This window comes from Gordonia sp. 852002-10350_SCH5691597, from assembly GCF_001665715.1.
Taxonomy (GTDB): domain Bacteria; phylum Actinomycetota; class Actinomycetes; order Mycobacteriales; family Mycobacteriaceae; genus Gordonia; species Gordonia sputi.
In genome coordinates this window covers 1-12,314 of the sequence record NZ_LZMO01000216.1, presented here as the reverse complement: position 1 = coordinate 12,314, position 12,314 = coordinate 1, and the positions used below count along the sequence as shown (strand labels likewise).

Annotated in this window: 11 protein-coding genes; 10 read left to right on the top strand and 1 reads right to left on the bottom strand. The window is 64.9% G+C overall.

Features of this window, described 5'->3' with window-relative positions; all coding sequences use genetic code 11:
- The 8 genes from A5777_RS15745 to A5777_RS15710 form a co-directional block, all read left to right on the top strand.
- Nucleotides 1-1,082, top strand: a 1,082-nt coding sequence (locus A5777_RS15745) for an FAD-binding oxidoreductase (protein ID WP_064863356.1), incomplete at its 5' end; no start/stop codon positions are given.
- Nucleotides 1,079-1,852 carry a creatininase family protein gene (locus A5777_RS15740; RefSeq protein WP_005207188.1) on the top strand — a complete coding sequence of 258 codons (774 nt, stop codon included), beginning with the start codon at nt 1,079-1,081 and terminating at the stop codon, nt 1,850-1,852. The genes A5777_RS15745 and A5777_RS15740, both read left to right, overlap by 4 nt.
- Nucleotides 1,849-2,466 carry a pyridoxamine 5'-phosphate oxidase family protein gene (locus A5777_RS15735; protein WP_005207189.1) on the top strand — a complete coding sequence of 206 codons (618 nt, stop codon included), beginning with the start codon at nt 1,849-1,851 and terminating at the stop codon, nt 2,464-2,466. The genes A5777_RS15740 and A5777_RS15735 overlap by 4 nt, the downstream gene beginning before the upstream one ends.
- A complete protein-coding gene (locus A5777_RS15730; protein WP_064863355.1) occupies nt 2,463-3,845 on the top strand; it encodes an amidohydrolase family protein in 1,383 nt (460 codons plus the stop codon). The genes A5777_RS15735 and A5777_RS15730 overlap by 4 nt, the downstream gene beginning before the upstream one ends.
- Complete coding sequence (locus A5777_RS15725) at nt 3,842-4,348, top strand: cupin domain-containing protein (RefSeq protein ID WP_005207191.1); 507 nt, start codon at nt 3,842-3,844, stop codon at nt 4,346-4,348. The genes A5777_RS15730 and A5777_RS15725 overlap by 4 nt, the downstream gene beginning before the upstream one ends.
- Before the next feature lie 96 nt (nt 4,349-4,444).
- Complete coding sequence (locus A5777_RS15720) at nt 4,445-5,422, top strand: 4-(cytidine 5'-diphospho)-2-C-methyl-D-erythritol kinase (RefSeq protein WP_005207192.1); 978 nt, start codon at nt 4,445-4,447, stop codon at nt 5,420-5,422.
- Between the two features lie 76 nt (nt 5,423-5,498).
- Nucleotides 5,499-6,656 (top strand): lipase family protein, encoded by a 1,158-nt coding sequence (locus tag A5777_RS15715; protein WP_005207193.1) that lies wholly within the window; start codon nt 5,499-5,501, stop codon nt 6,654-6,656.
- 72 nt (nt 6,657-6,728) lie between these two features.
- Nucleotides 6,729-8,618, top strand: a complete 1,890-nt coding sequence (locus A5777_RS15710; protein ID WP_064863354.1) for an ABC-F family ATP-binding cassette domain-containing protein — start codon at nt 6,729-6,731, stop codon at nt 8,616-8,618.
- A gap of 30 nt (nt 8,619-8,648) precedes the next feature.
- Here the strand turns inward: A5777_RS15710 and A5777_RS15705 are convergent, their stop codons facing one another.
- Nucleotides 8,649-9,500 carry an SGNH/GDSL hydrolase family protein gene (locus A5777_RS15705; protein ID WP_005207195.1) on the bottom strand — a complete coding sequence of 284 codons (852 nt, stop codon included), beginning with the start codon at nt 9,498-9,500 and terminating at the stop codon, nt 8,649-8,651.
- A 175-nt stretch (nt 9,501-9,675) separates the two neighbouring features.
- Between A5777_RS15705 and A5777_RS15700 the strand changes: the two genes are divergently transcribed.
- Nucleotides 9,676-11,979, top strand: coding sequence for a carbon starvation CstA family protein (locus A5777_RS15700; RefSeq protein WP_064863353.1), 2,304 nt, complete (start codon nt 9,676-9,678; stop codon nt 11,977-11,979).
- The gene (locus A5777_RS15695; RefSeq protein ID WP_064863352.1) at nt 11,976-12,170 is read left to right on the top strand and encodes a YbdD/YjiX family protein; all 195 of its coding nucleotides are present in this window, start codon (nt 11,976-11,978) and stop codon (nt 12,168-12,170) included. Before A5777_RS15700 ends, A5777_RS15695 begins: the two co-directional genes overlap by 4 nt.
- Nucleotides 12,171-12,314 lie beyond the last annotated feature (144 nt).

Here is a 12,314-nt window from a genome sequence, read left to right as displayed (position 1 = left end):
GTGCTGCTGTGCGTCGCGGTGTGCCGCTGACCACGAGGGGAAAGGGAACAGGTAATTACGGCCAGGTTGTCCCACGCTTCGGTGGGTTGGTCATGGACATGACATCGCTCACGGCCATCCACGACATCGACGAGCGGTGCATCACGGCCCAGGCTGGCTCACGCATGATTACCCTCGAGCAACACGCGTGGGACAACGGCTCACAGCTGTGGATGTACCCCTCGACGGTCCAGTCGACCCTCGGCGGGTTTCTTGCGGGCGGTTCGGCGGGTACCGGGACGATCGTGCACGGCCGTAATCACCAGGGATTCGTCGACGCCCTCGACGTCGTGTACGCCACCGAGGACGCAGAGTTGGTACACCTCGAAGGCGACGACGCGCAGCCATTGGTCCACACCTACGGTGTTGCCGGTGTGATCGTCGGGGCCCGAGTTCGCGTCGAGCCGCTCCAGCAGTGGCGCAGTGTGTACACGAGTTTCGCAGACCACCATGACGCGTTCGCAGTGGCGTTGGACGCCGCGTCGCTCGACCCCGCACCACGTCTACTCTCCGCCGATCGCGCTGAGGTTGTCGATTCGTTGCCGGCTGATCCTGCGCTCGTGCGAGGCCGCGCAAGCGTGAGGGGGATCGTCGATGTCGCGTGCGTAGACGATCTGTGTGACCGAGTCGTGTCCGCGGGAGGTCGCGTCGAGGCGGTGCGAGAGGGAATTGCGCAGACCGTGAAGCTCTCGACGCTCTCGTACAACCACCCGACCTGGTGGCTTCAGAAAGCGCAGCCGGACAAGTACTTTCACATGGAATGTCGCGGCGATGCACTGGTCGAGAGGCTCGACGAGGTAGAGGCCGTCTATGACGGCGGAATGGTCCACCTCGAAATGGGACACGAAATGATGTTCGGCATGCTCAACGGGATCTACCACAGCCCTGAACAGATCATGGAGGGTGTCGACAAATTGGAAGCACTGGGTGTCAACGTCCATTCGCCGCACCAATGGTACGTGGATCTCGATGCTGATCGGGTGAAAGCTGTTGCGGCGCGCACTGATCCGAAGGGGTTGCTGAATCCGGGGAGGTGGATGTGAGCACCGCAACGAGGCGATACGCGGACCTGACCACTGCGGAGGTAGCCGACGCACTCGGTCGTGACTCCGTCCTGGTGCTGCCGACAGGGGCTATCGAACCGCACGGCCCGCACCTGCCGTTGTCGACGGACCTGATCATGGCTGAGTCGATCGCCGCCGAGGTCGTCGACCGTGGCGCGGCCGCAGGGCATGACGTGTGGTTGCTGCCTGCGTTGGCGTACACAAAGTCCGATGAGCACGCGCGACTTCCCGGGACACTATGGCTGCGTGCGTCGACTCTTCTGGAAACTCTCATCGATCTGGGATCGGCCATGTCCTCGACACCGGCGAGACGTCTGCTGGTGATCAATGCCCACGGTGGTAACTCCGCACTGATCGAGGTGGCAGCACGCGAGTTACGTCGACGATTCGACTTGCAGACGTTCTTTTCATCTGGACCTGCGACGCCAGGCCCTACCGAACGCGGACTCGGTATTCACGCGGGATGGGCTGAGACCTCGATGATGCTGCATGTCCGACCTGATCTCGTACACATGGACCGTGCGGTGGCCGCAGTCGCGGACAAGGTTGCCGACTACGAGCACGTCGGTTTTACGAAGTCCATCAAATTCGGTTGGCTCTCAACCGATTTCGATGAGTCCGGAGTCGTCGGTGATCCCACCGGCGCTGACGCTCTGACGGGAGCCGACTTGTTCGAGCGACGCGTGAGTGACCTGGTGTCGGGGTTGGGTGACGTCGCGGTCTTCGATCCGGGACGGGTACGCGCATGATCACCAGCAGTGCGGATTTCGGCGTCGACTGTGAGCCCGATGAGGAACGCAGTGTCGACCCTCTCACTTTGCTCGGGAGATGGACGAGGTCAGGTGGAGAAGGCGCTCCGCCGCTGATGTCGCTGGCGACGAATGGTGTCGACGGTTATCCGCGTGTGCGTCACGTGTTGTTGTCCGAAAGTGACGACACCGCAGTGTATTTCCACACGGATTCTCGCTCAGACAAGGCCGAGCAGATCGCACGTTCGCCCCGAGCGGCGTGCGCGCTGGTGTGGCCGACCGAGGGGAAGCAGGTGGTGATGTATGGCGATGTGCGACCGGTCGATCCCACAGAGGCCGCCGACGCCTACGCCAGACGTACGCGCTACCTTCAAATCTTGGCATGGTGCAACGACGTCGAGATGGCGCATCGTCGGCAAGGAGATCGCCGCGATGCGTGGGCCCGTTTTGACACCCAACACGACCAGCTCGACCCTCCGCCGACGTGGGCCGGCTATATGTTGACGCCCTGCGAGATTACGTTCTGGCGTGGCGACCCTGTCGGCCCATCGCGACGAATTCGCTTCGTCCGCAAGACTGGCGATGAGTGGGAGACCGAGGTGTTACCGGGATGAGTTCGACTGTGTTCCACAATGCGACGGTTCTCCCCGTCGACGGCGAACGCGACTGGTTCCACGGTTGGATTTCGGTGTCCGATGGTCGAATCACGGCGCTCGGCGATGGGACGCCGCCAACCGGCGCTGACGCCTATCGCGACTTGCACAACTGTTTTCTCGCACCGGGTTTTGTCTCAGCGCACAGTCACATCTACACCGGAGCGATGCGCGGGGTCGCCGCGACAAGTCCGCTCTACGAGTGGGTCAGCACGAACAGTCTGATGCTTTCGCATGCGCAACCGGATGACATGTACTGGCTATCGCTCGCGGGTGCATCAGATCACCTGGCAGCGGGCATCACCTCGGTTTACAACTTCACGCAGTCGAGGGTCGTGTCGCTCTTCGACTACGGCTCTTCGACTCTGCGTGCAGAGCAGATCAACGAGCCGGAGTTCGTGACACGACAGGTCGACGGTGTGATGCACTCCGGAATCCGGTCGGTGACGAGCGTCCGTCTCGATGACGAACAATTGCCCCTCGGAGACGCGGTTGCCGGATTCGACGCAGTGATGGCCCACCTGTCGACGATCGACGCGTCGTCGAATCTCGGCGGCTCGGTCTATGGTTCCGTGCAGTGGTCGTCGTCGCCTGCCACAGCCGAACGCGAGCGCGAGTTGATGACACGGCACGAGATCACAAACCAGGCGCACTTCGTGGAAACCGCCGAGCAACTCGGGATTCAGCAGGCGAAGTTCGACTGGTACGACGCGGCGGGTTGTCTCGGTGAGGATTTCGCGTTCGGCCACTTTGTGCATCCGACGGAACAGATGGTGCAGCGGGTCTGTGAATCGGGGACAGCTGTTGTGTGGCAACCGATGTCGAACGGAAGACTGGGCTCGGGCATAGCCGACGTTCCGAGGCTGCTCGATCGTGGAGTGCGCGTGGGGATGGGTGTCGATGATCAGTCGTGCACCGACATCTCCGACCCCTTCGAGAACATGCGTACGGGACTCTACCTGCAGCGTGCCAAGCACTCCGATCCTCAGATCCTCTCGCCCGCAACCGTTCTGTGGGCGCACACACGAGGAGCTGCCGACGCTGTGGGCATTGCCGACAAGGTGGGTTCGCTCCAAGTGGGAAAGTATGCCGATTTCGTCGTCGTCGACCCGCTGACGCCTCACCTGGGCCCGATCTGGGACCCGATCGCGACGTATGTCTTGGCGTGCGGACAGAGAAACATTGCGTCAGTCCACGTCGGCGGCGACGCCGTCTGGGAGCGCGGCCGCCGGGATGCGCTGCGTGAGGAAGCCGACGCCGAAGCGACTCGACGCATGATCCGATGCGCCGCCGCGGTCGGCATACATCCCGCACTGACATACCCGGAAGTCGTCCGATGACCAAGGACATACCGCCACCGGTGTCTGCGCACGTCGACGACGTAGTCGGGTACCGCATCAGTCCAGACGACACCGTGGTGCTCGTCGTATTGTCAGGTCCGCGGACGTCCGGCTCGCAGACAACGGTGTGTTTCGAGGTGTGGGAGCCCGGCGGCTCACAGCCGGACAACTCTCACCCGTCGTCAACAGAGACCTTCGTGGTGTTGCAGGGTGAAGGGCTGGCGCACAGCGATTCTCATGACGTTGCACTACGAGCCGGCTCGGTCATCGTGCTGCCGCCGGGTTCGGTGCATCGGATCGAGAACACGTCGGCGACCGAGCGTCTCTACACGCTGACAGTGATGGAGAACGACGACGGCTTCGAAAATCTGATTCTCTCGGGGACACCCACGGGGCTGAGCGCAGAAGATCGAGGCGTCCTCGCGAGACGCACCTCACCCGCTGCTGACTGCAGCTTTGCACGCAGTGGCTCGGCGGCCTCGTCGAGAGAATGCCTGCTGTGAGCCTGCTCCGATCTGGATGAGCGCGACGTTGGTGAAGCCAGCTCCCCACCTCACCCGGACCCTCACCCGGACCACAGTCCATTACGCTGGAACATTGTGTCTCCTACGTCGCTGTCGGTCGTGTCCGACGCCGTGCGTGTCCGGGTGCCTGCAAAGGTCAACCTGCACCTCGGCGTCGGTCCGTTGCGTGCCGACGGCTACCACGATCTCGTGACAGTATTTCAGGCGCTCTCGATCTACGACGACGTCGCCGTCGCCCCCGCCACAACGCTGAGCGTGTCAGTGACCAGGGACAACGGCAGGGGGTCCGGCTCGCGCGACGTCTCCGACATCCCGGTCGACAACACCAACCTGGCTGCACGGGCGGCCATCGCTCTCGGTGAGTACGTCGGCAGGGAGCCTGCGGTCTCGATCGACATCGTCAAGCGCATTCCGGTCGCGGGCGGCATGGCGGGTGGCAGCGCCGACGCCGCGGCGACGCTCGTCGCATTGGCGGCTCTCTGGAAGCTCGACATCGACCGCTCCGAACTCGCCGAGATCGCCGCGGGCCTCGGCAGCGACGTCCCGTTCTCGTTGCGCGGCGGCACGGCACTCGGCACCGGTCGCGGCGAGCAACTCGTGCCCGTCCTCGCGCGCGGGGAACTGCACTGGGTGTTGGCCCTCGCACGCGACGGACTGTCTACGCCGGCGGTCTACCGCGAGCTGGACCGGTTGCGGGACAACGGTTCTCACGAGGTCCCAGAAGGCGACGTCGACCCGGAGACCGCGCACCCCGATGCTCTGATCTCTGCGCTGGCCTCCGGCGACGCCCACGCCGTCGCATCACACCTGCACAACGACCTACAGCGTGCCGCACTGAGCTTGCAGCCGACGCTGCGTCGAACTCTGCGTGCGGGTGTCGACGCCGGGGCGCTCGCCGGAATCGTCTCCGGTTCCGGACCCACGTGCGCGTTCCTGTGCGCCGACGAGGTGTCGGCGGTCAACGTCGCAGCAGAACTGTCGGGAGCGGGCGTCGCCCGCGCGGTTCGCACGGCGAGCGGCCCCGTCCCCGGCGCACGCGTGACCGATGAGTGACGGCGTGCCGATAAGCGATGGCGTGCCGATGAGTAACGCCCAACCAGCCGATCGTCGACGCCGCTACCCTGTGCGAATGCAACAGGGGAGACGTGGCCTGGCGCGGGGCGTCTGCGCTGCTCTCTCCGTGGTCGTTTCGGCTTCGCTGAGCGTCGCGCTGGCGCCGGCGGCCAGCGCCGACGACCGCGTGCCCGGTGGGACGATCATCAGCCGCGAGCGTGTGCCTGCAGCGCAACTCCCGCCTGGAGCCGCCGCGGCTGAACGCGTCGAATACGTCACCCGCGACCAGTCCGGACACAGTGCGCCATCGTCGGGGATCTACTGGATTCCGCAGGGCACACCGCCGCCCGGCGGGTGGAAGATCGTCTCCTGGGCTCACGGCACCACTGGAATCGGCGACGCCTGCGCGCCGTCGAAGACCAAGACGGGGTCGGGAGTCGACGCCGCTGTCATCGCCGCGCTGAAGGCGGGATATGCGGTCACGGCAACCGACTACGCGGGACTCGGCACGGCCGAGCAGACGGAGTACCTCGGTGGTCGGGCCGCCGCGCACTCCGTGCTCGACATGCTGCGTGCGGCACGTTGGGAAGAGTCTCGGCTGAGCAACGACTGGGTGTCGATGGGCCATTCTCAGGGCGGACACGCCGCGCTCTGGGCCGGGCACATGGCCGCCAGCTATGCCCCTGAGCTGCGGCTACACGAGGTTGTCGCAGCCGCGCCCGCGTCGGGTATCGAGTCGGTGTTCAGTGCGTTCACACCCAACGTGCCGAGTCTTGGCAAGGGAAACATCGTCGGCGGGCTGTTGCTCTTCATCCTCGCGGGCCTCGACCACGCGCGCCCCGAACTCAACGTGCGCGATCACCTGACCGTCACGGGTGAGAAGTATCTCGAACTCGCGCACGAGAAATGCTCCGGCGACTTCTCCGACGCGATGCGCACGGTGTCGCCGGGATCGCTCGTTGCGCGCGCCTTCACCGACAAGGCATTCACCGACGCCCTCGCGGACTACACGTCGGTGCCGTCGAACGACTGGCATGTGCCGATCCGGATCGATCACGGCCTGTTCGATCCTGTTGTGCCCTACGTACTCTCGGCCTCACTGGTGCGTCGGCTGCGCTCAGCGGGCGCCGACGTCTCGTTCGTCACCCACCCGCGCGCCGATCACACGAGCGTCGTCGACCAGTCCCTCGACGACGAAATGCGCACAATCGGGCAGGCGTTCAGCAACGATTAGCCCGCGTGGCCTGCCACGTGACCAGACACGGCCACGACCACCGCTCACCGGGCGCATTGGTAGCCTCGACCGGTGTCACCTGCCAACCCAACCGCGCTGATCAACGCCGACCGCATCAGTAAGAGCTATGGGATCAAACCGCTGCTCGACGAGGTGAGCCTCGGCGTGCACGAGGGTCAGCGCATCGGCGTCGTCGGGCTCAATGGCGGCGGCAAGACCACGCTCCTCGAGATCCTCGGCGGCGTCACCGAACCCGACGCCGGGCGCATCTCGCAGACCGGTGGCATCCACGTCGCAGTCGTCACGCAGCGAGGTGAACTACCCGTAGGCGCAACAGTTTCCGACGTCGTCGTCGGCGACGACACAGAAGTCCACGAGTGGGCAGGCGACGCACGAGTGCGCGGCATCCTCGCGGGCATCGGTATCGACGGTCTTCTCGATCGACGCGTCGATGAACTCTCCGGCGGGCAGCGACGTCGGGTCGCACTGGCGGCCGCGCTGGTCACAGACTCCGGCGTCCTGATCCTCGACGAGCCGACCAACCACCTCGACGTCGAAGGCGTGCAGTGGCTTGCCGAGCATCTCGTTTCTCGACGCGGCGCGCTTGTCGTCGTCACCCACGACCGTTGGTTCCTCGACACCGTCGCCACCCGCACCTGGGAGGTGCACGACGGTCAGGTCGACGAGTACGAGGGCGGCTACAACGACTGGATTTTCGCGCGCGCCGAGCGGGCCCGACAGGCCGACGCCGCGGAGGAACGTCGACAGAATCTCGCGCGCAAAGAGCTGGCGTGGCTGCGGCGCGGACCGCAGGCCCGGACCTCCAAACCCCGCTATCGGGTCGAGGCTGCCGAAAAGCTGATCGCCGACGTACCGCCGCCGCGAGATTCGGTGGCGCTCTCGGCATTTGCGCGACGCAGACTGGGCCGCGTCGTGATCGAACTCGAAGACGCGCACATCAACACACCGCCGAGCGACGACGGCACTCCCGGGCGGGTCCTGCTCGACGATCTCACGTGGCGCCTCGCGCCGGGCGAACGCGTCGGTCTCGTCGGCGTCAACGGTTCGGGCAAGACCACGTTGCTTCGCGCGTTGGCCGGTGAGGTCGACGTCGAGCCCGGGCGTCGGGTCGAAGGCCTGACCGTCAGTATCGGTTGGCTCAAACAGGAACTCGACGACCTCGACCCCGACCAGCGGGTGCTCGACGCGGTGGAGTCGGTGGCAACGCGAATCACGCTGGGCGACAAAGAGATCTCGGCCAGCCAACTCGCCGAACGACTCGGCTTCTCGCCAGCACGCCAGCGCACGCCGGTCGGTGATCTCTCCGGCGGTGAGCGGCGTCGACTGCAGTTGACCCGCATCCTGATGGGCGAACCCAATGTGCTGCTGCTCGACGAGCCGACCAACGATCTCGACATCGACACCCTGCAGCAACTCGAGGACCTCCTCGACAACTGGGCCGGAACCATGGTCGTGATCAGTCACGACCGCTACCTCATCGAGCGTATCGCCGACACCACCTGGGCTCTGTTCGGCGACGGCAAGCTCACCAATCTTCCCGGCGGCATCGAACAATATCTCCAGCGGCGCAAGGAGATTGCGGCCAGCAGCACCGGCGACAATCGTTCTGCTGTGCTGTCCGGCGTGGCGGACAAGACGACAGGGGACAAGTCGGCAGGGGGCAAGTCAGAAGGGGAGACACCGGCAGGCGAGAAGTCGTCGGCGCCAGTTGCGCCGGCCCTGAGCGCGTCGCAGCACCGCGAGGCACGCAAGGCGATGAATCGACTCGAGCGTCGGATCGCGCAGTTGGACGAGCGAGAATCCAAGCTGCACGTCGAATTGGCCGATGCGGCAAGCGATCCCGAGCGTCTCGTGACGCTCGGCGCGGAGCTGCGCGGCGTCGTCGACGAGAAGGAGGCAGCCGAGATGGAGTGGCTCGAAGTCGCCGAGCAGCTCGAATAGGGTTGTGAGAGTGGGTTTTTGCCGGAGTGATCAGCGTCGGATCGCGCCGTTGACAAGCGCCGCGACACCGATCGATCCCGACTTGTTCAGGTGATAGGGATACGCGATGCGATTACTCAGACTCGACTCGTACCACGACGTGAGGCCGCACGGATCATGGCCTGCCGACGCACGATTGACGTCGACGAACTGTCCGTCGACCTTTGCGGTGGCACGTGCGAGAGCACGGTTGGCCCGGTCGAAGACCCCATGAAGCCACCGCACGTCTGGGTCGCTGATCGGTACGAGCGGCCAGCATCCGTGCGAACCCATGAAACCGCCGATACCCACGACGATGATCTGCGCGTGCGGGGCCTTTCTGCGGATGGCGGCGAGCGCCGGAGTGACCGCGTTCTCCATGACAGCGATGCGGTTGACGGCGAGCTGCGCCAGGCCGCGGTTCGAGCGGCAGTGCCTGTCGCCGAACGGCGAAGTGCCGCAGGGTCCGACGATGCGTCCCCACGCCATGTCGTTTCCGCCGATGCTCACGGTGACGACCTGCGCGTCCGACGGAACCGACCACACCTGGGGCGGCTTGTACCCGCCGCTGGTTTGCTGGCCGACCCGATACAGATGCTCGGCGAGTGCGCCCGAGCACGAAACGTCGATGAAGCGTCGCGGCAGAGTCAGCGCCGCAACGACTGTCGGATAGTTCAGCGCCGACCGTTTGCACCCCTCGAAGTAGCCGGGCGTCGGAGTGAAGAAGCTGCCCGAGGCGCGTGAATCGCCCAGCGCCACGTACGGCCCGCCCGAGTAGCGCACCGGTGTGCTGCCGGGATCCGCGCCGGCCCGCGAGGACGTGAATCCGCCGCTGGCCAGCAGGGTCGCAGTGCACAGCACCACGAGCGCGATCGTGACGATCGGTCGTCGTAGAAACCGCCTCAGATCAAGTTCACTCTGTTGCACAGAATGAACTTTAGGTTGTCTTGCGCACATTTTGCGTATGCGATGTGAATCACATAACCGTGAGTAGAGTGAGCCGCGGCATGTGCGAGCTTCCAAGGAAGGGCAGTGAGCGATGACAACCGTGTCAGAATCGTCGACGTCGACGCGTGACGAGTTTCCCGACGTCGAGTTTGTGACCACAGATCCCGACCGCCCGCCGGTGGCCGTGATCGACCGGAGTCCGATGACGCCGGGGAAGAAGGCGATTTTCGCAGTCATCGGCCTGCTCGGCGCCGTTGCCTGGGTGATCATTGCCTTCGTCCGAGGCGAATCGGTGAACGCGGTGTGGTTCGTCATCGCGGCGCTGTGCACCTACGTCGTCGCGTATCGCTTCTACGCTCGGCTCATCGAGATGAAGGTCGTGAAGCCACGCGACGACATCGCGACTCCTGCCGAGGAGTACGACAACGCTCGCGACTACATGCCGACCGACCGCCGCGTGCTGTTCGGCCACCACTTCGCGGCGATCGCCGGTGCGGGACCACTCGTCGGGCCGGTGTTGGCCGCGCAGATGGGTTATCTGCCCGGGACGATCTGGATCATCATCGGCGCTGTGGTCGCGGGCTGCGTGCAGGACTACCTGGTGCTCGCCATCTCGACGCGCCGCAGGGGACGCAGCCTCGGCCAGATGGCCCGTGACGAACTCGGAGCGGTCGGGGGCACGGCGGCCATCGTCGCGGTGCTCGTCATCATGGTGATCCTGATCGCGGTGCTCGCACTCGTCGTCGTCAATGCGTTGGCCGAGAGCCCGTGGGGTGTCTTCTCGATAGCCATGACGATCCCGATCGCACTGTTCATGGGCGTATACCTGCGGTATCTGAGGCCGGGCAGGATCAGCGAGGTCTCGGTGATCGGCGTCGTCCTGCTCCTGTTGGCCATTGTCGCCGGACGCTACGTCGCGGAAACGTCCTGGGGCCAGGACTGGTTCAGCCTGTCACCGGTTGTGCTCAGTTGGGCGATCATCATCTACGGCATCGCCGCCGCGGTGTTGCCCGTGTGGTTGCTGCTCGCACCGCGCGACTACCTGTCGACGTTCATGAAGGTCGGCACCATCGCACTGTTGGCAATCGGCATCCTGGTGGTCCGACCGGTGATGAAGGCACCGGCGGTGAGTGATTTCGCCTGGAATGGCAACGGTCCGGCATTTGCGGGTGCGTTGTTCCCGTTCCTGTTCATCACGATCGCCTGCGGCGCGCTGTCGGGCTTCCATGCGCTCATCGCGTCGGGTACGACACCCAAGCTGTTGGCCAAGGAGGGGCAGGCGCGGATCATCGGTTATGGCGGCATGCTCACCGAGTCGTTCGTCGCGATCATGGCGCTCATCACCGCGTGCATCCTCGACCAGCACCTCTACTTCGGGATGAATGCGCCCAAGGCGCTGACGCAGGGCACGAACCAAGGCGCGGCCGACTACGTCAACAGTCTAGGACTGAGCGGAAAGCCGGTCGACGCACAGTATTTCGCCGACGCCGCGGCGGGCGTCGAGGAAAAGTCGATCGTGTCCAAGACCGGTGGTGCACCGACGCTCGCGATGGGAATGTCGGAGACTCTCCAGCGTGGGTTCGGGGGAGAATCGTTGCGCGCCTTCTGGTATCACTTCGCGATCATGTTCGAGGCGTTGTTCATCCTCACCACGGTGGACGCAGGTACGCGTGTCGCCCGCTTCATGCTGTCCGACGGCATCGGTAACCTTCCGGGCGCGCGCCGCTTCAAGGACCCGTCGTGGCGACCCGGCGCATGGCTGTGCACCGTGATCGTCTGTGCCGCATGGGGTTCGATTCTCCTGATGGGCGTCACCGACCCGCTGGGTGGTATCAACACGCTGTTCCCACTGTGCGGTATAGCCAACCAGCTGCTCGCCGCCATCGCCCTGACGGTAGTGACGGTGGTGTTGATCAAACGAGGCCAATGGAAGTGGGCGTGGATACCGGGCATACCGCTGGCATGGGACCTCATCGTCACCATGACGGCGTCGTATCAAAAGATCTTCTCGTCGAACCCGGCCATCGGCTACTGGGCGCAGCACCGCGCATTCGTGAACGCGAAGAACGACGGACTCACCACGTTCAAGACCGCCAAGAGTGCGTCGGAAATCGACGCCGTCATCCGCAACACCTTCATCCAGGGGACGCTGTCGATCATCTTCGCCGTGTTGGTGCTGATCGTGGTGGCGGCCGGCATGTGGATCGCGGTGAAGGCGCTGCGCTCGGGCGGGCTACCCACCACCGAGGAGAAACCTGTCCCGTCGAAGATCTTCGGGCCGCGTGGGTTGTTCGCGACGCGGGCGGAGAAGGCCGTCCAGCGGGAATGGGACGAATACTATGCGGCCCAAGGTGATTCGGGTCGGGGGAGCAGACACGAGAAGGTGTCGACGTGATCGACGTTCTCACCCGCGGCTGGCGATCGGTGTGGTGGTACGTCGGAAGCGTGATGGGCGACCGCGACTACGAACGCTACCTCGCACATCACGCGTCGACCCACGGGGCGTCGACGCCGCTGACCGAGCGTGAGTACTGGCGACAACGCTTCGCCGACCAGGACCGCAACCCGCAGGGCCGCTGCTGCTAGGGCGGGCGGTGCGAGCCGTGGCTCCAAATGTGTGTCGTATCGAAGGGTGTTGGGGGGGGGGCGCCCCCACCCGGGGGATAGGCACCCCAAGAGGGCCCGGGGGGGGGGGGGGGGGGGGGTTTTGGGCCACCTCGGGAACGGGGG